The organism is Mycobacterium mantenii (assembly GCF_001667865.1).
Classification (GTDB): domain Bacteria; phylum Actinomycetota; class Actinomycetes; order Mycobacteriales; family Mycobacteriaceae; genus Mycobacterium; species Mycobacterium mantenii_A.
In genome coordinates this window covers 242824-263119 of sequence record NZ_LZJP01000089.1, presented here as the reverse complement: position 1 = coordinate 263119, position 20296 = coordinate 242824, and the positions used below count along the sequence as shown (strand labels likewise).

Annotated in this window: 16 protein-coding genes and 1 tRNA gene; 5 read left to right on the top strand and 12 right to left on the bottom strand. The window is 66.9% G+C overall.

The window, feature by feature from the left end; genetic code table 11:
* Positions 1 to 10 precede the first annotated feature (10 nt).
* The 7 genes from ettA to A5688_RS14910 all read right to left on the bottom strand — a co-directional run bounded on the left by ettA (position 11) and on the right by A5688_RS14910 (position 11474).
* Positions 11 to 1687 carry an energy-dependent translational throttle protein EttA gene (gene ettA / locus A5688_RS14940; RefSeq protein WP_067911378.1) on the bottom strand — a complete coding sequence of 559 codons (1677 nt, stop codon included), beginning with the start codon at positions 1685 to 1687 and terminating at the stop codon, positions 11 to 13.
* A 91-nt stretch (positions 1688 to 1778) separates the two neighbouring features.
* Positions 1779 to 2285, bottom strand: coding sequence for a single-stranded DNA-binding protein (locus tag A5688_RS14935; protein ID WP_067911382.1), 507 nt, complete (start codon positions 2283 to 2285; stop codon positions 1779 to 1781).
* Between the two features lie 129 nt (positions 2286 to 2414).
* Positions 2415 to 4478 carry a cytochrome c oxidase assembly protein gene (locus A5688_RS14930; RefSeq protein WP_067911384.1) on the bottom strand — a complete coding sequence of 688 codons (2064 nt, stop codon included), beginning with the start codon at positions 4476 to 4478 and terminating at the stop codon, positions 2415 to 2417.
* Between the two features lie 28 nt (positions 4479 to 4506).
* On the bottom strand, positions 4507 to 6861 hold the full coding sequence (locus A5688_RS14925) for a glycerol-3-phosphate 1-O-acyltransferase (protein ID WP_067911387.1): 2355 nt from the start codon (positions 6859 to 6861) through the stop codon (positions 4507 to 4509).
* Positions 6858 to 8624, bottom strand: coding sequence for an HAD-IB family hydrolase/lysophospholipid acyltransferase family protein (locus A5688_RS14920; protein ID WP_067911390.1), 1767 nt, complete (start codon positions 8622 to 8624; stop codon positions 6858 to 6860). The genes A5688_RS14925 and A5688_RS14920 overlap by 4 nt, the downstream gene beginning before the upstream one ends.
* Entirely contained in the window at positions 8621 to 10096 is a 1476-nt protein-coding gene (locus A5688_RS14915) for a WS/DGAT/MGAT family O-acyltransferase (RefSeq protein ID WP_067829162.1), read from the bottom strand. Before A5688_RS14915 ends, A5688_RS14920 begins: the two co-directional genes overlap by 4 nt.
* Positions 10097 to 10226: 130 nt before the next feature.
* A complete protein-coding gene (locus A5688_RS14910; RefSeq protein WP_067829158.1) occupies positions 10227 to 11474 on the bottom strand; it encodes an alpha/beta hydrolase in 1248 nt (415 codons plus the stop codon).
* 191 nt (positions 11475 to 11665) lie between these two features.
* On the opposite strand from A5688_RS14910, the gene A5688_RS14905 reads away from it, so the two are divergent.
* Positions 11666 to 11739: transfer RNA gene (locus A5688_RS14905), tRNA-Arg, on the top strand.
* Positions 11740 to 12000: 261 nt separating this feature from the next.
* Here A5688_RS14905 and A5688_RS14900 read toward each other — a convergent pair.
* Entirely contained in the window at positions 12001 to 12309 is a 309-nt protein-coding gene (locus A5688_RS14900) for a hypothetical protein (RefSeq protein ID WP_067829156.1), read from the bottom strand.
* Positions 12310 to 13148: 839 nt separating this feature from the next.
* Here A5688_RS14900 and A5688_RS14895 point away from each other — a divergent pair.
* Positions 13149 to 13832 (top strand): cutinase family protein, encoded by a 684-nt coding sequence (locus A5688_RS14895; protein ID WP_207546673.1) that lies wholly within the window; start codon positions 13149 to 13151, stop codon positions 13830 to 13832.
* Positions 13833 to 13975: 143 nt separating this feature from the next.
* Here the strand turns inward: A5688_RS14895 and A5688_RS14890 are convergent, their stop codons facing one another.
* A complete protein-coding gene (locus A5688_RS14890) occupies positions 13976 to 14185 on the bottom strand; it encodes a hypothetical protein (RefSeq protein ID WP_067911393.1) in 210 nt (69 codons plus the stop codon).
* Between the two features lie 623 nt (positions 14186 to 14808).
* On the opposite strand from A5688_RS14890, the gene A5688_RS14885 reads away from it, so the two are divergent.
* The 3 genes from A5688_RS14885 (at position 14809) to A5688_RS27575 (ending at position 16806) form a co-directional block, all read left to right on the top strand.
* Positions 14809 to 15219, top strand: coding sequence for a hypothetical protein (locus A5688_RS14885; protein WP_067829150.1), 411 nt, complete (start codon positions 14809 to 14811; stop codon positions 15217 to 15219).
* A gap of 430 nt (positions 15220 to 15649) precedes the next feature.
* Entirely contained in the window at positions 15650 to 16420 is a 771-nt protein-coding gene (locus A5688_RS14880; RefSeq protein WP_067911396.1) for an enoyl-CoA hydratase, read from the top strand.
* A 95-nt stretch (positions 16421 to 16515) separates the two neighbouring features.
* On the top strand, positions 16516 to 16806 hold the full coding sequence (locus A5688_RS27575) for a hypothetical protein (protein ID WP_131811891.1): 291 nt from the start codon (positions 16516 to 16518) through the stop codon (positions 16804 to 16806).
* Positions 16807 to 16813: 7 nt separating this feature from the next.
* Here the strand turns inward: A5688_RS27575 and A5688_RS14875 are convergent, their stop codons facing one another.
* The 3 genes from A5688_RS14875 to pdhA are packed head-to-tail and all read right to left on the bottom strand — an operon-like array spanning position 16814 to position 20112.
* A complete protein-coding gene (locus tag A5688_RS14875) occupies positions 16814 to 17983 on the bottom strand; it encodes a dihydrolipoamide acetyltransferase family protein (protein WP_067911399.1) in 1170 nt (389 codons plus the stop codon).
* Positions 17980 to 19035, bottom strand: a complete 1056-nt coding sequence (bkdB, locus tag A5688_RS14870; protein WP_067911402.1) for a 3-methyl-2-oxobutanoate dehydrogenase subunit beta — start codon at positions 19033 to 19035, stop codon at positions 17980 to 17982. Before bkdB ends, A5688_RS14875 begins: the two co-directional genes overlap by 4 nt.
* Before the next feature lie 9 nt (positions 19036 to 19044).
* On the bottom strand, positions 19045 to 20112 hold the full coding sequence (gene pdhA / locus A5688_RS14865; RefSeq protein WP_120312547.1) for a pyruvate dehydrogenase (acetyl-transferring) E1 component subunit alpha: 1068 nt from the start codon (positions 20110 to 20112) through the stop codon (positions 19045 to 19047).
* Positions 20113 to 20296: the final 184 nt, after the last annotated feature.

The following is a 20296-nucleotide window of genomic DNA, read 5'->3' as shown; positions in this document are numbered from 1 at the left end:
AGAGCTGACACTAGTCGCGCGTTAGCTTGCGGTGGGTCACTCTGTGCGGCCGTGCCGCCTCGGCGCCCAGCCGTTCGATCTTGTTCTCCTCGTATGCGCCGAAGTTGCCCTCGAACCAGAACCACTTGGCCTCGTTGTCGTCGTCACCCTCCCAGGCCAGGATGTGCGTGCAGGTGCGGTCCAGGAACCACCGGTCGTGCGAAATCACCACCGCGCAGCCGGGGAATTGCTCGAGGGCGTTCTCCAGCGAACTCAGCGTCTCGACGTCGAGGTCGTTGGTGGGCTCGTCGAGCAGGATGAGGTTTCCGCCCTGCTTGAGCGTCAGCGCGAGGTTGAGCCTGTTGCGCTCGCCACCGGAGAGCACGCCGGCGGGCTTCTGCTGGTCCGGTCCCTTGAACCCGAACGCCGACACGTAGGCCCGCGACGGCACCTCGGTCTGGCCGACCACGATGTGATCCAGCCCGTCGGAGACGACTTCCCACACGTTCTTCTTGGGATCGATTCCGGCGCGGGTCTGGTCGACGTAGCTGAGCTTGACGGTCTCCCCGACCTTGACCGTGCCGCTGTCCGGCTGTTCGAGGCCGACGATGGTCTTGAACAGCGTGGTCTTACCGACCCCGTTGGGGCCGATGACTCCGACGATGCCGTTCCGCGGCAGGGTGAAGGACAGGTCCTTGATGAGGGTGCGGCCGTCGTAGCCCTTGTCGAGATGGTCGACCTCCACCACCACGTTGCCCAGCCGCGGGCCGACCGGGATCTGGATCTCCTCGAAGTCGAGCTTGCGCGTCTTCTCGGCCTCGGCCGCCATCTCCTCGTAGCGCTGCAGCCGCGCCTTGCTCTTGGCCTGACGCGCCTTGGCCCCGGAGCGCACCCACGCCAACTCCTCGGTCAACCGCTTCTGCAGCTTGGCGTCCTTGCGTCCCTGGACCGCGATGCGCTCGGCCTTCTTCTCCAGGTAAGTGGAGTAGTTGCCCTCGTACGGATAGGCGCGGCCGCGGTCCAGTTCCAGGATCCATTCGGCGACGTTGTCCAGGAAGTACCGGTCGTGGGTGACCGCCAGGATCGCACCCGGGTAGGACGCGAGGTGCTGCTCGAGCCACTGCACGCTCTCGGCGTCGAGGTGGTTGGTCGGCTCGTCGAGGAGCAGCAGGTCGGGCTTGGACAGCAGCAGCTTGCACAGCGCGACGCGGCGGCGTTCACCACCGGACAGGTTGGTCACCGGCTCCTCGGGCGGCGGGCAGCGCAGCGCGTCCATGGCCTGTTCCAGCTGCGAATCGAGGTCCCACGCGTCGGCGTGGTCGAGCTCCTCCTGCAGCCGGCCCATCTCCTCCATCAACTCATCGGAGTAGTCGGTGGCCATCAGCTCGGCGACCTCGTTGAAGCGGTCGAGCTTGACCTTGATCTCGCCCAGGCCCTCTTCGACGTTGCTTCGAACGGTCTTCTCCTCGTTCAGCGGCGGTTCCTGCAGCAGGATGCCGACGGTCGCGTCGTTGGCCAAGAAGGCGTCACCGTTGTTCGGCTTGTCCAGGCCCGCCATGATCCGCAAGACGCTCGACTTGCCGGCGCCGTTGGGTCCGACGACACCGATCTTGGCGCCTGGATAGAAGCTCAACGTGACGTCGTCCAGGATCACCTTGTCGCCGTGCGCCTTGCGGACCTTTTTCATCGTGTAGATGAACTCAGCCATGCCGCGGTGTTGCCTTTCTGGTTTGCGAAGTGATCTCGCGGACCATCCTAGGCATCGCCCGGCGGCCGCAGCCCCGCGCCCGAGCCAAGGCTCAGGCGGGAACCGAGAGCGGGGCCTCGTCGGCGGTGACGTCACCTGTACCGGCCGGATCGTCGCCGGCCAGCGGGTCCTCGCTTCTAACGTCGGCGGCATCGGCGAGAGTTCCCGGGGCGGCGCTGTCCTGGACGGCGCTGGGGCCGGTGTAACCGGGCTTCTCGATGCGCACGATCACGCGGGAGAGGTCCGGCCCGACCGCGGTCGCCCGCATCTCCACCGACGAGCGGCGGTTGCCGTCGCGGTCCTCGTATTCGCTGGTGTAGACGTGGCCCACCACGATCACCGGTGCGCCCTTGCCCAGCGCGGCGCCCACCCCGGTGACCAGCTTTCCCCAGCAGTTGACCGTGACGAACAGCGAGTGCCCGTGCTCCCAGCCGCCGTCCCCGGTGCGGCGGCGCGAGTTGCTGGCCACCCGGAACTTGAGGACCTCCTGGTCGCCGACCTTGCGGCGCGCGGGGTCGTTGACGATGTGACCGACGACGGTAAGCGGGGTTTCGAACATGGGCTGATCCCTTCTCGATTGCATTGGCTATGGCCGCCAGTAAGCGCGGCGCCACCGACGACGCCGAAGGGAAACGGCCCGAAAACCGGCCGGGCCGGTCATCGCTGTGGAGGAACCCTGGACTGTGGATCAGTCGGGATCGGCAGGGGCCTGGCCGGACCGCTTGGGGGTTCCGCCCTGCGCCAGCTGCGCCAGCATCGCGTTGTAGGCCACCAGCTCGGCGTCGTCGTCGCGTTCGGCGGCCCGGTCCAGCCGCTTGGCGGTGCGCCGATCGCTGCGCGCCCACTGGATGAGCAGCGCGAGCATCACGATCACCAGCGGGAACTCCCCCGCCGCCCAGGCGATGCCCCCGCCCAGTCGCTGGTCTCCCAGCAGATCGGTGTGCCAACTCAGGCCGAGCGAGCGGTAATAGTCGGCGCCGAGCACCTTTTTGGTGCCCATCATCACCACCCCGAAGAAGGCGTGCAGCGGCAACGAGGCGAACACCACGGCCACCTTGGCCAGCGGCGGGATCGGTCGCGGCGTCGGGTCCACCCCGATCACCACCCAATAGAACAGGTAGCCGCTCAGCAGAAAGTGCGTGTTCATCGCCAGATGGCCGGCATGGCTGCTCGCGGTGGTGTCGAAGAGGCTCGACAAGTACAGCCCGTAGAACCCGCCGACGAACAGCACCGTGGCCACCACCGGGTTGGTGAGTAACCGGGAGAAGCGGCTGTGCAGCGCGGCCAGCAGCCATTCCCGCATGCCCGGCGGATCGTCACGGCGGGCCGCCGGCAGCGCCCGCAACGCCAGGGTGACCGGGGCGCCCAGCACCAGCAGGATCGGGATCAGCATCGACAGGCACATGTGGACCACCATGTGCATGCTGAACATCGCCGGCATGTAGCGACCGACGCCCGACGACGTCGCGAACAGCAAGACCGCGCAGCCGAGCAGCCAGGAAAGCGTCCGGCCCGGCGGCCACTTGTCGCCGCGGCGGCGCAGCCGCACCACCGCCGCCACGTACAGCCCGGCGAAGACGAGGGCGGCGGAGCCGAAGATCAGGTCGAAGCGCCAATCGAAGAGGATGCGCGCCAGCGTGGGCGGCCCGTCGAAGTCGTAACCGATCTCGGCTTCGGGAATCGACGGCAACCGGGCCGGGGGTGGCGGCGGCGGGGTGCGGCCCAGCCCGACGGCGATGCCGAAGGTGAGGCCGAAAACGGCGGCCTCGATCAGCGTCAGCCTCAACAGCGCGCCACGCGCGCGCGCCGGAGTCGGATCCGCTTGCAGCGCAGCCACACTCACGCGTCGCTGGCGCCAACCGAGCGCGCCCAGCAGACACAGCGCGACGAACTTGGCGGTGACCAGCCGCCCATAGTCGGTGCCGAGCAGGTCGGACGGCTGCACCCGAACCGCGGCGTTGACCAGTCCGCTCACCGCCATCGCGACCCAGCACCACAGCGCGATCGTCGAGAAGCGCCGGGCGGCCAACCCGAGGTGACCACCGCCCCGCAGGACGTGGGCGAGCAGGGCGAGCAGGCCACCGGCCCACAGGCTGGCGGCGACCAGGTGGATCAGCAGGCCGTTGGTCGCCAGGTCGTGCGAACCCCCGGCCGACGAATGACCGGTAAGCCCCAGCGGAATCAGCGTCACCACCGACGCGGCGGCCAGCACCGGCGTCCAAGACCAGCGCAGCACCGACAGGCTCGCCAGCGTGATCACCGCGGCCAGCAGCGCGGTCCAGCGCCAGGCCGAGGCGTTGGTGATCATGCCCGCCAACGACCACATCCGCATCGGGGAAATGTCGGCGACGGGATGGCCTGACACGTCCGAAATGGTCAGCGGGACCAGCAGGGCGGCGCACACCGCCCACACCCCCGACGCCACCGTCCCGAGCCGAAGGGCCCGGTAGCCGTCGGCGTCGAGGACACCGTTGCGCTGTGGCGGCACCAGAAATGCGGCGAGCAGAAACGACCCGACGGCGAGCACCGCGGCGATCTCGCCCGCGGCCCGGACGAACGGCAGCCCCAGGGTGGTCACCTGGCCCGGATCGGGCAGGCCAGTCACGGTCAGCGCGCTGGCGAGCGAGAGCGTCCCGATGCCGGCGGCCGTGCAGCCCGCCAGCACGGCGACTCCGGCCAGCACCGGCCACACCAGCGCGCGGCGCTGGGCGGCGTCGGTCGGGGCCGTGCCGGCAGACGGAGCGACGGTCATACATCCAGGGTATGGGCGGGCCGGCCGGCTACAGAGTGTGGCTGTTCAGACGGTCCTGACGCGCCCTTGCCTCGCGGGCCACGAACTGGTCGCGCGCGATCCGCCCGACGTAGTTGAAGTCGCGCAGGACGTCGCGCAGCTCCCGCAGGAATTGGCCTCGCCTCTCGGCCAGGTCCGGGGCGGGTGCGGTCAGATTCTGGTCGTCGACAACCTGACGCGCGGTGGCGAACAACAGCGTCGACACCGATTCGCTGCTGCGGATCCGGGTCTGCGCCACGTACTGTCGGCCGACGCCCAGCGCCAACTCCGTCAGTTCCTGTCGGTCGATGTCCGGCGGTGCGTCGCGCAGCACGTCGGCGACGATCTCATAGGCCTCGAAGAACACCCGCAACATCGCTTCCGCCATCAGCGGACGCTTGGCGAACAGCAGCGCGTCGATCTCGTCACCGCCGGCGACGACGTGGGCCTCCCACTCGTTGTGCCAGGCCATCTCTTCGGCGATATTGTCCCGGAACGTCGCCGAGTCGGCGAAATAGAAGTCGAACTTCAACAGATCGCGCAGCCGCATCGCCTGGTCCCAGAAGGCCGCCATGCGGTCGCCGTCGGCGTGGCGGGCGTGGGCCAGCGCAAGCTCGACGATCGAGGTCTCCAGAAACGCGTGGATCACCGAATTGCGGTAAAAGGCCGCGGCGTGCTGTTCCTCGGGCGCGATGCGCCACACCGGTTCCCGGCCGCCGTCGACCCGGGTGATCGGGTGTCCGTTGGACAGGGCGTCGACCGCCGCGCGCACCCCCTCGTGCGTGCGCAGCCGCAAGGCGCTGGTGGACATCGGGTTGTGTTTGCGTTCCAGGTAATCCAGCGAGTCCTGCAGGGTGTGGTGCAGCTGGCCGAGCGTCAACGCCGCCCCGCGCGTGGTCAGCAGCAATGCGCACACCAGACCCGTGGCCGTCACCGGCGTCGCCTGCAGGATCCGCCAGGCGACCTCGAACGACATCTTCTGCAGCGCAAGCCTTTTGGCGTCCGGATCCTGCGCCACCGGGCCGTGCGGTGCGCCCAGGTACTGGCGCATCGACACCGCTTCGGGGAATCGGACGTAGATCTTGCCGTAGTTGCGTTCACCCTGCGCGCGAATGAAGTTGTACAACCAGCCGACACCTTCGGGTGTCTTCTCACCGCCGCGGGCGTAGGCGGCGTATTCCGCCGTCTCGTGCAGCTGGTCGAAGCTGATCGAAACCGGTTGCAGCAGAATGTCTTCGCTGCGGCCGTCCAAATAGGCGTCGGCGACGTAGGCCAGCAGGCCGAGCTTGGGTGGCAGCATCTTTCCGGTGCGCGAACGGGTGCCCTCGATGGACCAGCTCAGGTTGAACCGCTTCTCGACTATGTACCCGACGTATTCGCGCAGCACGAACTTGTAGAGCCGGTCGTTGCCGATGTTGCGGCGGATGAAGATGACACCGGAACGTCGCAACAGCGGGCCCATGGCACCGAACGACAAGTTGATGCCGGCGAACACGTGCACCGGCGGTAACCGGTTCTCCTGCATGGCAACCGGCACCACCGCGCCGTCGATGTAGGACCTGTGCGAGAACAGCAGCACCGCGGGGTGAGCCTCCAGGCCGGTCCGCAACGCCGCGACCTGGTAGCCGTCGTAGTCGATCTCGGGATCGAAGCCGCGGCTGAGCATCCTGCCCAGAACCCCGACGAGGTCGACCGAGGCGCGACTCCACCCGGTGGCGAGTTCGTCGAGCATCTTTCCGGCCTCGTCGACGGTGGCGCCGGGAATCTTGGCCAGGCCCGCGCGAAACCGGTTGGAGGCCAATATCTCCGGCTTCACCAATCGCGGGGATTTGTACTGGGGTCCGAGGATTCGGTACTCGACGCGTTCCATCGCCAGGATGGCGCGGCGGATCACGAACTGGGCGAAGTCGTTCTTGTCTTCCCCCACGGTGGTGTCCCGCCATTGCCGGCGCAGTTCGGAGACGGCGGCCGCTTCGCCGGCCACCACCCGTGCCCGCTGGGGAGCGGTTCGCACGATCTGTTCTTGCTGACGCTGGTTGGGATGGTAGGGATCCCGGCCCGGGAGCAGCCCGGCCAGCTTGGCGAGTCGGCCGCGATCCGGCTCCGGCAGCCAGAACACCCGCACCGGCACGATCGAGCGGTCTTCCCCGCACTCGAGCTGTTCGGCCAGGGCCGTCATCGCTTCCGGCGGCGCGTCGAGCCTCGGCAGTTTCACCAGATCGAAATTCGCCCCCGGATTGCCGGCGCGCTGTCGATCCATCCACGCCGTCACCAGATCCATCTCGACCGGCGAGGTCATCGACGCCAATACCAGCGAGTCTGTCCTGGCTAGGATCGCGCTGGTATCTGCGGCCGGTTCGGTCACGGATGCCCTCGGGTCGGCGACTCCGGCGGCTCGGCGTTGACGGCCGCGGCGGGTCGTTGCACCTCACCGTCTTTGAGGGCGGCCTGGGATTCGTGGGGATTCGCCTTTGGCTGCTTCGTTTTCGGCGCGGCCTTCTTCGCGGGCGCCTTCTTTGCAGCGGCCTTCTTCGCGGGCGCCTTCTTTGCCGTGGCCTTCTTCGCCGATGCTTTGGCGGCCTGGCTCTTGGCCTTTTCGGCCGCCTTCCTCTCGGCGTACAGGTCGACCTCGGGCAGTTCGCCGACGGGCCAGTTCGCGAGCGTGTCCAGATACAGCTGGCGCACCCCGGCGATCCGCTCCGGCAGGTCGTCAAGTGTCCAGTCCTGCACCGAGATCGGCGGGAAGACCGCGACGTCGACGGTGCCCGGGTTGATGACGGTCGAGTTTCGGGCGGCAACGAGCTCGGCGTTGCGGATCACGATCGGGACGATCGGGATGCCCGCGGCCATCGCAATCCGGAACGGCCCCTTCTTGAATGGGCCGACCTCGGTGGTGTCGACGCGGGTGCCCTCCGGGGCGATCACGATCGAGAGCCCCCTGCGCGCCCGGTCTTCGACCTCGTGCAGCATCTCCACCGCGGCGGCCTGATCATCGCGGTCGATGAACACGCCGTCCACCAGCCTGCCGATGGTGCCCATGACGGGGTCTTTCTGCAGCTCCTTCTTGCCCACGCCGACCCAGTTGTCGCGCACCAGCGCGCCGGTGATGACCGGGTCAACCTGGTTGCGGTGGTTGAAGATAAAGACCGCCGGGCGTTGTGCGGTGAGATTCTCCCTGCCGATGACGTTGAGTTGCACCCCGGCAATCGCAAGCGACAACTGGGAGAAGTTGGAGGTGAAGAAGTTGACGCCGCGCCGCCGGTTGCGGGTCAGCACGCCGATGCCCACCGCGCCGGCAGCGACCGGGAACATCGAGCCGAAGCCGGCGAGCGTGCGCAATTGCCGCCGTAGGCCCACCGGCCCGCGGCTGCTGAAGCGCAGGATCGGCCAACCGCGGCGCTTGGCCACCGCGGCCATCTTGCCTTCGGGATTCGTCGGCCGCGGATTTCCGACCAGGTACATCAGGGCGACGTCCTCGTCACCGTCGGCGTAGAAGTAGCTGTCCTTGAGATCGATATCGCGCTCGGCTGCAAACCGTTGTACCGCAGCGGCTTTGCCCGGCCCCCACAGGATCGGCTTCTCGACGTCACCGGTGAGCATGCCGTCCTCGGTGGTCTCGAACTTGTTGGTGAGCATGTTGGGGATGCCGAGGAAACGCGCGACCGGGTTCACCTGGATGGTCAGCGCCGACGAGCTGAGCACCACGGTGTGACCGCGGGCCATGTGAGCGCGCACCAGCTCGCGCATCTCCGGGTAGATTCGCGACTCGATCCGCTGGATGAACATCCGCTCGCCGATCTCTTCCAAGTCGTCGAGCAGTCGGCCGGCCAGCGCCGTGGCGGCCTTGCCGATGAGGTCTTCGAACTCGATGCGCCCCAGGGTGTGGCTCAGGCCCGCCTGCACCATGCCGAGCAGCTCCCCCACACCCATATCGCGGCGCAGCAGCCGTTCCTGGGTCAGGATGATCGCGGTGAACCCGGCGACCAGCGTGCCGTCCAGGTCGAAGAACGCACCGATCTTGGGCCCGGTGGGGCTGGCCATGATCTCGGCGACCGAGCCGGGCAGCCGCATGTCCTGCCCGGTGTTTTGGGTACCGCGTTCGTCGGGCTGCTCCGTCGAGGCGCTCATGAGCCCGCCGCCGATCGGGACGACGCGGCCGGCTCGGTGAACGAGGCGGGCACCGCGCGCGGTGGTGGATCACCGGCCAGCGCCAGGATCTCGTCGAAACCGTCCAGCAGGCACTGGGCGAACAACGTCTCGTTTTTCACCGAGGCCCTGTCGTAGCGCACGGTGATGGTGCACCAGCCGCCCCGGGAAATCAGCACCACCATCATCGCCACTCCGGGCAGCGGGCCGATACCGTACTGTCGCAAGATTTTTGCGCCGGCGATGTAGGTGTCTCCCGGGAAGACCGGGACGTTGCTGGCCTGCACGTCGGAGCCGATCACCGAGCCGGTGATCCCCTCCAGCACCGCGGTCGGCAGAACGCTGAGCACCGGCGCCACCGAGCCGATGATGTTCATCGCGGGCTCGTCACGGCGCTGCGTCATTTGAGCGCGAATCTTTTTCATCCGGGAGACCGGGTCGACGGTGCCGATCGGCGCCGCTAGGTTGACACCGGTGAACCGGTTGCCGCCGGCCGTGTCCGATTCGGCGCGCAGGTTGACCGGCACCGCCATCGGCAGCGTGCTAATCGGCACGCCGAGCGCCTCGTGGTAGCGGCGCAGGGCGCCACACAGTCCGGCGAGGTAGGCGTCGTTGATCGATCCGCCGCCGGCTTTTGCGGCCCTGTGCAGATCCGCGAGCGGAATATCGATCGCCTCGCTGCGGGTGGCCAGGCTGCGCCGCCGCAGCAGCGGCGACGGCTCGGCGGCCCGGTTGAGGACGCGCATGCCCGACATGGCGTACCCGACGATCCCCGAAACGGTGGCGGTCGGTTCCAGGACCGCGCGCCCGGCCGCCGAGACCGCGCCCGACAGCGCGCCCATCACACCGCCGACGAGGGCGAACGGCAGGTGGTTAATGCCCTGGCGCATCAGGTCATTGGACGTCAGGTCTTGCGGGACCGGCAGCGGCAGCGTCGGCTTGGCCGGCGGATTGCGCTCGAGGTCGTAGATCTCGGCGAACATCTGGACCCCGCCGACGCCGTCGGTGACGGCGTGGCTGACATGCAGCAGCGTCGCGGCCCTTCCGTCGGCCAGACCCTCGACCAGGGTGGCCGTCCACAGCGGCCGCGAAATGTCCATCGGCGACTGCAGAATGACCTCGGCGAGATCGAATACTTCACGAAGCGTGCCGGGTTCGGACACCCGCACCCGGCGCACGTGGAAATCCAGGTTGAAATCGGGATCGACCACCCAGCGCGGCGACGCCGTCGGCAAGGTGGGCACCACGACCTTCTGCCGCAGCCGCAACACCCGGCGGGAGGCGTTCTCGAATCGGGTGCGAAATTGCTGCCAGTCCGGCGTGGTGTCCAGGAGCTCCAGCGCCATGATCCCCGACCGGGTTCGGGGGTTCGCCTCTCCCCTGTGCAGTAGGTAGTCAACCGGCCCGAGCTGGTCGGACAACTTGATCGCCTCGACGGCCTCAGTCATGGTCATCAGCTCGACGCGCCAACCTTGTCACCGTCGATCAAGCCTCCTGCCTTGGACCCACCAACCCCAATGGTCTACCCAACGCTAGTCGGGTTACCGCGCTGGTGAAAGGAGTGACAGGTACTCGGGCGGGGGCTCAGCTGGCCGAAGTGGCCGACAGGGGCAGCGAATCCAGCAGCGAGCTGACGCGCCGCCCATAGACGACACCGAGGAAATCGGCGACGGCGTCGGCGGCCAGCCGCGACCGCACCGTGGGCGTGATGTCGAAAGCGTGGTGAGCGTTGCCGAGTTCGGCGTGGGCCACCGTGGCCGCGCCGGCCGCGCGCAGCGCCGCGCAGAAGGCACGGGCCTGGCCGCTGGGCACCAATTCGTCCTTCTCGCCGTGCAGCACGAAGAAGGGCGGCGCGTCGCTGTGCACGTAGGAAACCGGCGACGCCGCCGTGAAGCGCTCGGGCTCGTCGGCGTAACGGGCCTTCATCACGAACTGTTCGAGGAACGGCAACATCAGCACGTGCATGTTCTCGAAGTCGGTGAAGTCGTAGACGCCGTAATAGGGCGCGACCGCCTGCACGGTGGTGTTGGCGTCTTCGAAACCGGGTTGGAAGGTGGGGTCGTTCGGCGTGAGCGCCGCGAGGGAGGCCAGGTGCCCGCCCGCCGAACCGCCGGTGATCGCGACGAAGTCGGGGTCACCGCCGTAGTCGGCGATGTTCTCCCGGACCCACGCGATCGCCCTTTTGACGTCGATGAGGTGCGCGGGAAAGGTGGCGCGGGGGCTCTTGCTGTAGTCGATCGAGACGCAGATCCAGCCGAGTTCGACCATGCGGCTCATCAGCGTGTACGCCTGCGGGCGCCTGCCGTTCAGCGCCCAGGCCCCGCCCGGCACCTGGATCAGCACCGGCGCCCGGCAGCCGGGCGCCAGGTCATCGCGCCGCCAGATGTCAAGCAGGTTGTCGCGCGGACTCGGACCGTAGGAGATGCCGGACGTCTGGGCCGCGTACCGGCGGTGCGGCCCGGGCCTGCCCAGCAGTCCACCTCGCCGGGCGCACAGGGCCGCGACGGCGGCCGGGTGACATACCTGCTCCCGGAACTCGGGGCCGAAGGCCTCCTCGAGCGCGGTGGTCAGGGTTCGGTCGGCCCGCTGGGCGGCCAGCGTCTTGCCGACCCGGCCGACCGACGGGTGCGAAACACGGGACAGCGCATGCCCGGTCACCACGTGCGGGGGAAACTCCGTGAACAGCCAGCCGGCGACAAAGCCCAGCGCGAGCGGGCCTCCCCGCAGCACCAGGTTGCCGAGCTGGTAGACATCCCGGGCTTCGGCGGCCAGGCGTGCCGCCTGGGTGCCGGCCCACGAGCAGGGCGATGTCCGATTACTGGCCACGCTCATTACGACGTCACCTCTCGACTCGACGTTATGCACACGCCCCGTTGCGGTTAACAGCCGATGACCGGCCGATGTTGTACGTGTGTCGAGGGTCCTCACGATAACCGATAAACGTGGCGCGGGAAGGGTTTTCGCGCGCGTCGCGGCGGCGAGTCGGTTCAGCGGGTGGGGTTGGATAGACTGACCTGCACATTGCCTCCGTAGCTCAGGTGGATAGAGCAAGGGCCTTCTAATCCCTAGGTCGCACGTTCGAGTCGTGCCGGGGGCACTTTGTTCGGTGTATGACGTCGGATGACGCTTGACGTCTCGTCTGCGGATAAGGCCTGTCGGTATTTCGGTCGATCTTTCAGAATGGTTTGAGTTGCGGCACCGCTCCCGGCGGGAATGGGCGATCTCACTTGGAGAACGGTCGCCTAACGCCTAGGTAGCCACTACTGGTGTCTACCTAGGCGGTCGATGGGCGATCGACAATCAACGGCGCCGATACGCAGGGCCGAGGGTTGTCGATCACGTGATACTCAGCGCGTTTTCAGACCTCGATCGTCTGACTGACGTAGTTCTCCCAGGTGGCCATCTGGGCCGCGTCGACGAGAAGGCTCTGGTAATCCGGGTCAGCATTGAGGCTCTGCTGGATCTTGCCGTATGTGGCCCAGTCCTCGGCGGTCGTCAGCAGGCCGATGGCGTTGGTGCCCTGACCTCCGATCATGTTGACCAGTGCGGTGACGTTCTCCGCGCCATGTTTGCGAGCAAGCCCAGTCGCTCGCTTCAGCTGCTTCTGAATGTCGTCCCAGGTGACCCCAGGGTTCGGATGGACAATCGTTGTAGCGACGATGGTCATGGCTTAACCTTTCGCTGGAGGGGCAGAACGTTATTAGTCTCCGGCGCGGCAGAATGAGCCGTCTAGAGTAGTGGGCTACGCCATTTTGGAATGCAGATGCGGGGTAGCCCACTGCAGCCCCGCGGGCCTCGCGACAGCGTTGTGGGAGGTCGACCTCCCCCGAGGTTTCAACCAGCCGTGTTTGGGAACAGGGATGGATAACGGCAAACTGAGGTAGCTGCTTTCGCAGCCGCTGCTATGCACCTTTGAGCAGGGAAATCGATCGCAATGTTGTCCGGTAGGAATAAGAGTTCAGCAAGTGTATTCAGGCAAAAACAGGCCTCGATGGCTACGTGCCTGAATCCAAATCACAAATACATTCAAGAGTGTCCTGAATGCAGTTCGATACACGAAACGCAGAATCAGGCTGACGAGTATTGCATTCGTTGCAAATGAGAACCCAATAGATTCCTTTTGCGGATAGTCATCGGCCGTGAGAAAGTCAGGCTCGACGATCACCCTTCGACCTGCAGCGAAGTCGGCGGACCTGCTTCTGCCACCGCTTTGTCACCACCAACGGGTGGGCGATTCCCAGGCGCCGCGATGGGCTTGACGGACAACGAAGCGTTCGGACGCTGCTGTCTGGTTGCTGCCGCTTTTAGCCGGACATTGCATGCGTTGCCAACAACGGCATCACCCGGGCATCGAGAACCGTTGCGCCATAACGACTAGCGATACCTTCGATTACACGCGGCCGACGCCACCACCCGCCGGCAAGCGGTGCGGATCGAAAGTTCCGGCGCCGACCGGCGTGATTTGGGCGGTGCCTTTTGCGGCCGCGATATGTCAGCATTGGTTGCGTGAACGCACGCCGGCTAGCGCGTTTGCTGGGTGCCGCGGTGGCGACAACCTGCGCGGCGCTGCTGTGCCCGCCGATTTCCGCATCCGCCGTCCCCTGCCCCGACATCGAGGTGACGTTCGCCCGAGGCACCGCTGAGCCGCCCGGCGTCGGCGGGGTCGGACAGGAATTCATCGATTCCCTGCGTTCCCAGGTCGGGGGCCGCTCCGTCGCGGTGTATGCGGTCAACTATCCGGCCGACGAAGATTTCGCCCCGTCCGCATCGGCCGGCGCCGGCGACGCCCATGCTCACGTTCAGGCCATGGTTGCGACGTGTCCCGGCACCAAACTGGTGCTCGGCGGATACTCCCAGGGCGCCATGGTGATCGATCTGATCACCATCGCCCAGGCACCGATCGCGGGCTTGATGCCCCAGATCCTGACGGCGGACGAGGCGAACCATGTCGCCGCGCTCGCCCTGTTCGGGAACCCGTCGGCCCGGTACCTGGGGGCACCGGTGAGTGTGGTCAGCCCGTGGTACGGCGCCAAGGCCATCGACCTGTGCGCGCCCGGTGACCCGGTCTGCACTCCGGGTGGGGCCCTGGCGCTGCCCTCGCACGACGAGATGTTCTCGGCGGCCGCCCAGTCTTACAAAGGGTCCGGAATGCCCAGTCAGGCCGCCACTTTCGTGGCGGGCCATCTCTGAGGGCGCCTGCCTCAGTTCTTTGATGAAGTGGCGCGTCAACGGCGCGCACCGCGGATGGTGGCGCTCGCTCGTCCTTGCCGGGGCGCACCGCCGAGGGGCATTCGACGGACCCGAAGCCCGCTCTGCCACTTGACCTACGGGGGCTATGACGCCGGCGCATGCTGCCACACCGCCTCGCGATTGTCACCCGCCGCCGGGCCGCACGACAACGTCAGGCCGGTTGCGTCGTGCGTGGTCACATCCGGACCGGAGCAACGCCGCCCGGCCAACGGCCGATCGAGGCTGGCGACACCGACACCGACGCCGAGGCCGATCAGCCCGGCTGTCGTGATGGAGACCAGCATCAGGCGCACGTATCCGATTCTGGGATCGCGTGTCCTTGCGTACGCCCGGGCCGCCATGGCCCCGTACCGCGTCGTCCTGTACCCCGTTTTCCGCATGAGGTGCTCCTCGCGTTGATGCCGATTGGGATGCCCTTTTGGGCTGACATGAGCTTGGGGGCGGCGGCTTGGCGGATCCTCAACGGATCCTTGGCTGCGGGAGCTCGAAACGGGCCGGCGCGATCGGCGCGTGGCGAGTTCGGGCGACCGCTGGTCTTGACCACTTCGAGCTTCGCGAGTCCGATAGCGCATGTGCTAGCGGATTCGGAAGTCACCTCGTGACGATCAGGGGGTGCCCGAGTGGCGGATGTGACGGCCGCGGGCCAAGGTTGGGAGTGTGCGTCCGGGCGGTACCCACAGTGACGCAGGTCACGGCCAAATTTGCAGACGAAGCCAAGGACCGCAAAGCGCGTACGCGGAACCGCCGGTAATGGCATTTGGGTCGTCTTCCATACTGCCTGATACACCGGCAAAGGTCGAAGTCGCTCTGAAAAGTTTGCGGTTTAACCATTCCGGGAACAGCGTGTCAAAACGAGCAGATGGCGCTTACGGGGAGATCATTACTTAGAGCGTCTTCTCTTCGAGGGGTTGGCGATATGGCGTCGAATGACTGGGAGCCGGTAGTACGCGTCGGAGAGCCGAGGTTTGTAGCCGGCGTTGGCAATCGAATCAAAGTCGAAGTCAAGACTAGGGGTTGGTTGAGCCGCGACTGGCGTTGTTACTTCGGAACGCAAGTCTCCCAGCAACAGCTTGACGCCCGATACTCGTCCTATCCGTGCTGGGACGAAGTCCAGCGCATCGAGGGTTCCTGCGCAGAGGACGACGCGGAGCGGTACATCGAGATGATCGACGCCGCAATTCATTACGCCAACAACAGGTTGCGAAGCGATGCGCTGCCGAGGGCCATTCTGCAGGGCGCGCGTACGGAGCGCGGGGGGTGCGCGGTGCGTGAGCGCCAGGCCGAACTCGATGAGCTGGCGAAGAAGTTAGCGAAACCCGAGCTGTAGCGTTTCCCATCAATTTCGGCGGCTCAACAAGACGACACCAAAGCGCTGGCCCCTGGCCCGGTCGACGTTTCACCGTGCGTGTTGCCAGGTCGACTCGGCGAGCTGGCCAACGAGGCCAAACGCGTCGGATTGTTTCCAATAAATACAGCAATACTTGTAGATTCTGGTAACGACCGCGCACCCCGCAAAGGTTTTCGCGTTTGCGCGGCGTGGCCGTAGATGCGCGGGGCGCCCGCTAATGGCGTCGGCTGCTCGGATGAGCCAATAAGACCCGGTGGAATGCCCGCCTTTTCCCCTGGTTCTCGTTAGTGACGTTCACACCGGCGGACCCCGCCCCCAACGCGCGAAGTAGTCTTAACTCGCCCGCGACGCTGCCGCCGATGCATGGTCGGGTGCATCCACAGCCGATACCCGAAGCCGGAGGTGCCCGATGGCCCAGTCCGAACTCATCCTGTTCTCCGTCACCAACCGCGTCGCACTCATCACCGTCAACGATCCCGATCGGCGCAACGCGATAACCGCCGAGTCGTCCGGGCACCTGCGCGAGGCCGTCGAGCGGGCCGAGGCCGATCCTGATGTGCATGCCGTGGTGGTCACCGGGGCCGGCAAGGCGTTCTGCGCGGGTGCCGATCTCAGTGCCCTGGGCGCGGCCGGCGGCGGAGCGGCCGAGACGGGCCTGCAGCAGCTGTACGACGGGTTTATGGCCGTGGGTAGTTGCCGGCTGCCCACCATTGCCGCGGTCAACGGCGCGGCGGTGGGCGCGGGTCTGAACCTTGCCCTGGCGGCCGACGTGCGGATCGCCGGACCCGCCGCCGTGTTCGACGCGAGATTCCAGAAGCTGGGGCTGCACCCCGGCGGGGGTGCGACATGGATGTTGCAGCGAGCGGTCGGCCCGCAGGTCGCCCGCGCTGCCCTGCTGTTCGGCATGCGCTTCGACGCCGACGCCGCCGTGCGGCATGGCTTGGCGCTGAGCGTCGCCGACGATCCGGTCGCTGCGGCGCTCGAGCTGGCCGCCGGCCCGGCGGCGGCCCCGCGGGAAGTGGTGCTGGCGACCAAGGCCACCATGCGCGCCACCGTCAGTCCGGGGTCGCTGGACAACGAGCAACATCAGCTCGCCATGCGCGCCGAGCTGGGTCCGCAGTCCTATTCGATCCAATCACCGGAATTCGCACAGCGATTGGCCGCGGCACAACGCAGGTAGGCGTTCCCGTGTGTGTGCAGTTTGGGATCGGTAGCGTAGCCGTCGGGGTGCACTTGCCGCGACGACGCCAACCGGCCTGAGCAAAGGACTGCAGCGTGCACACCCACTACACCCTGACCCGACTGATCGCCGGGGTCCTGCTGTCCAGCGGAGTCGCGACGGCCGGAGTCGCACTGGCCCCGGGAGCCGCGCACGCGCAGCCGGGGCCTGCGCCACGAGTGCACTGGTGCCCCAACCAGCCGTGGAACCCGGCATGGGGTGAGAACAGGTACTGGAATCAGTGCTGGGACACCGACAACCCGCCGCCGTACCCCCCGCCGCCGCCGTTTCACCAGCCCAATTTCAATTGCGGCCTGTTCTGGTGCCCGGTGCCGCCGCACTCCTGACCCGAACCTACAAGTCCAGCAGCGCGGTATCGGGCGACTCGATCAGATCCTTGAGCTCGCAGGCGAATTGGGCCGCCTGGGCGCCGTCGGCGACGCGATGGTCGAACACACACGTCAACGTCATCGTCGGGCGCACCACGATCTCGGTGCCGCGGACGACGGGCCGCGGCTTGATCACCCCGATGCCTAGGATGGCGGCTTCGGGATGGTTGATCACCGGCACGCCGTCGTCCACGCCCAGCGCCCCGAAATTCGTCACGGTGAACGTCGAACCCCGTAACTCCCCCGGTTCCAGGGTGCCCGCACGCGCACCGGCGACCAATTCGGCTGCCCTGCCGGCTAGTTCGCGGGTCGTCTTGCTATGGGCGTCGGCGATTACCGGGACGAGCAAGCCACGCTCGGTGGCCGTGGCGACGCCCAGGTGCACACGATGGTCGACGCGCACCTGCGGTCCCTGCGGCGAGTCGACCCACGTCGAGTTCAATATCTCGTTGTGGCGCAACGCGATGACCAGCAGTCGCAACATGAGCACGAAGGGCGTGATCTCCGCATGCGCCGACCGAAGCCGGTCGGACATCCGCAGCAGCTCGCTGCAGTCGACCTCGACACCAACCTTTGCCGCCGGAATCTCCCTGTGCGACAACGCCATTTTCTCCGCCATCCGGGCGTGCACACCCCGGACGGGCCGGACATCGGCGCCGTTTCCGTTGGCGCGAGCCGCCGAGAGCACATCCTGCCGGGTGATGACGGCGCCTGCGCGGTGCTGTACCGAGCCGAGGTCGACCATCAGCTCTTTGGCCAGCTTGCGGACCGGAGGGGCGGCCAGCGGACGGGTGGTGCGCCGGCTGGCGTCGATGCCTGAGTCGGTGCCGTAACCGACCAGCGTGGGCACGTCCGTTTCAGCGGACGGCAATTCGCCGCCGACCGGGGCGACGTCGATCTGCAGCAGTACCGCCCCCACGTTGAGCACATCGCCTTCGGCGCCGTTCCTTTCGACGATCCGCCCAGCGTACGGGCTGGGAATCTCCACTTCTGCCTTGGCGGTCTCCACCGTGCACAACACCTGGTTCAGGGCGACGTCGTCACCCACCGCCACGTGCCACCGCGTCACCGTGATTTCTTCCAGTCCCTCACCGAGGTCGGGAACCCGAAACGACTTGATCCGCTCGTCGCTCATGGCTGTTCCAACACGCGCTCGACACAATCCAGTAGCCGGTCGGGGCCGGGCAGCCACCACTTCTCCAACCGCGCCGGAGGATACGGGGTGTCAAACCCGCACGCGCGCAACACGGGTGCCTCGAGCTCGTAGAACAACTCCTCCTGGATTCGGGCGGCCAACCCCGCGCCATACCCCAGGCTCCGCGGCCCCTCGTGCATCACCACGCAGCGCCCGGTCCGATGGATCGACGCGGCGACGGTATCGAAGTCCAGCGGCACCAGGGATCGAAGGTCGATGACCTCCAGGCTCCAACCACGTTGCCGCTGCGCTTCTTCGGCGGTACCCACCGCGGTGCCGACCAAGCTGCCGTAGGTTACGACGGTCACGTCGGTGCCCGGCCGGCGCACCATCGCCCGTCCGATCGGCGGTTCCGGCCGGGTGACGTCAACGAGCCCACGGCCCTGATACCGGCGCTTGGGCTCCAGATACATGACCGGGTCCGGGCAGGTGATCGCGTGACGCAGCAACCAATACGCGTCGGCCGGGCTGGACGGCACCACCACCTTCAGGCCGGCGGTGTGCGCCCAATATGACTCGGTGGAGTCCGAATGATGTTCGGCGGCACCGATTCCCCCGAACGAGGGAATGCGCACCGTCACGGGCATGTTGATTTCGCCGCGGGTGCGGGTGCGGTACTTCGCCAGGTGGCTGACCACTTGATCGAAGGCGGGGTAGGAGAATCCGTCGAACTGGATCTCGGGTACCGGAATGAAGCCGCGCAGTGCCAGCCCCACCGCGACCCCGATGATGGCGGACTCCGCGAGTGGCGTGTCGAAGCAGCGGTCCTCGCCGAACGCCGCGGCCAGTCCCTCGGTTACCCGGAACACCCCTCCCTCGACCGAGACGTCCTCACCGAATACCAGCACGCGATCGTCGGCGGCCATCGCGTCGTGCAGTGCGCGGTTGAGCGCCTGCACCATCGTCAACGACTCTGCCCCAAGCGCGACGTTCTCCACTGCCGCGGTGAGCGTTTCGCCGTGGCCGGCGGGCCGATCAGCGAGCTGAGTCATGGACGCCTCTCAATCACCTCGGTCGAGTTCGGCCCGCAGCTGCTGCCGCTGCGCCTGTAGTCCCGGAGTGATCTCGGCATACACCGACGTGAATACCTCGTCGATGTCGAAATCGGGCGCGTCGAACACCGCTTCGCGCAATTCGGCCCGCATCCGCTTCGCGCGGCCGACAACCCGTTCCTCCAACCGTTCTGACCACAGGCCCCGCCCTTGCAGGTAGCTGCGGTACCGCGCAATCGGTTCCAGGGCCGCCCAGCGGTCGACTTCGTCCTGCGTCCGGTATCGACTCGGATCGTCGGACGTGGTGTGCGGTGCCAAGCGGTAGGTGACCGCCTCGATCAACGTCGGTCCGCCGCCGGCCCGGGCCCGGGCGGCGGCCTCGGCCGTCACCGCGTAACAGGCCAGGACGTCGTTGCCGTCCACCCGGATTCCGGGCATTCCGTAGCCGATCGCCTTGTGGGCCAACGACGGTGCGGCGGTTTGTTTGCAGATCGGCACCGAGATCGCCCACTGGTTGTTCTGCACGAAAAACAGGCAGGGCGTGGCGAACACGGCCGCGAAATTGAGCGCCTCGTGCACGTCTCCGACGCTAGTGGCGCCGTCACCGATGAAGGCAACCGTCACCGAATCTTCGTCGAGGAGTCGGGCGGCCATCGCCGCCCCCACCGCATGCAGCGTCTGGGTGCCGATCGGAATCGACAGCGGAGCGCAGCACTTCTTGGTGAATTCCAAACCGCCGTGCCATGTTCCGCGCCACGCCGCCCCCACGTGCCCGGGCGGGATGCCGCGCACCAGAAATGCGCCGAGTTCCCGGTACTGGGGAAACAACCAGTCCGTCTTGCGCAGACACGCGGCCGCCCCGACCTGGGCGGCTTCCTGGCCGCGACAGGACGCGAACAACGCCAGTTCCCCTTGCCGCTTCAGGTTGACGAATTCGCCGTCCAGCTCGCGGGTGACCACCATCATCTCGTAGAGCCAGCTCAGCGTCTCGGCGGGAAGCTCACGGCTGTAGCGGTGTTCGGACGTGGGTAAGCCATCCGGGGCGACGAGTTGCACCGGCTCGAGATCGACAGTCATCGGCGTCGAAGACACCTGCGCCACACCGCCTCTCTTGCCGGTGCCGCGTGGCCCGGTGAGCCACAACGGGTCCCGGCACACGGTCAGCCGAAACCCACCGCGAGCGGAGGTCGATCGTCGGCTGCCCGAAAGGCTTCGCTCGCCGCGACACTGGCGTACTCACCATTATGCGCTCAAACGAGAA

What these genes read in the sequence shown, in the direction of transcription:
- ettA (WP_067911378.1), bottom strand. Translation starts at nt 1,687, where the DNA reads ATGGCTGAGTTCATCTACACGATGAAAAAGGTCCGCAAGGCGCACGGC.
- A5688_RS14935 (WP_067911382.1), bottom strand. Translation starts at nt 2,285, where the DNA reads ATGTTCGAAACCCCGCTTACCGTCGTCGGTCACATCGTCAACGACCCC.
- A5688_RS14930 (WP_067911384.1), bottom strand. Translation starts at nt 4,478, where the DNA reads ATGACCGTCGCTCCGTCTGCCGGCACGGCCCCGACCGACGCCGCCCAG.
- A5688_RS14920 (WP_067911390.1), bottom strand. Translation starts at nt 8,624, where the DNA reads ATGAGCGCCTCGACGGAGCAGCCCGACGAACGCGGTACCCAAAACACC.
- A5688_RS14915 (WP_067829162.1), bottom strand. Translation starts at nt 10,096, where the DNA reads ATGACCATGACTGAGGCCGTCGAGGCGATCAAGTTGTCCGACCAGCTC.
- A5688_RS14910 (WP_067829158.1), bottom strand. Translation starts at nt 11,474, where the DNA reads ATGAGCGTGGCCAGTAATCGGACATCGCCCTGCTCGTGGGCCGGCACC.
- A5688_RS14900 (WP_067829156.1), bottom strand. Translation starts at nt 12,309, where the DNA reads ATGACCATCGTCGCTACAACGATTGTCCATCCGAACCCTGGGGTCACC.
- A5688_RS14885 (WP_067829150.1), top strand. Translation starts at nt 14,809, where the DNA reads ATGGCGTCGAATGACTGGGAGCCGGTAGTACGCGTCGGAGAGCCGAGG.
- A5688_RS14880 (WP_067911396.1), top strand. Translation starts at nt 15,650, where the DNA reads ATGGCCCAGTCCGAACTCATCCTGTTCTCCGTCACCAACCGCGTCGCA.
- A5688_RS14875 (WP_067911399.1), bottom strand. Translation starts at nt 17,983, where the DNA reads ATGAGCGACGAGCGGATCAAGTCGTTTCGGGTTCCCGACCTCGGTGAG.
- bkdB (WP_067911402.1), bottom strand. Translation starts at nt 19,035, where the DNA reads ATGACTCAGCTCGCTGATCGGCCCGCCGGCCACGGCGAAACGCTCACC.
- pdhA (WP_120312547.1), bottom strand. Translation starts at nt 20,112, where the DNA reads ATGACTGTCGATCTCGAGCCGGTGCAACTCGTCGCCCCGGATGGCTTA.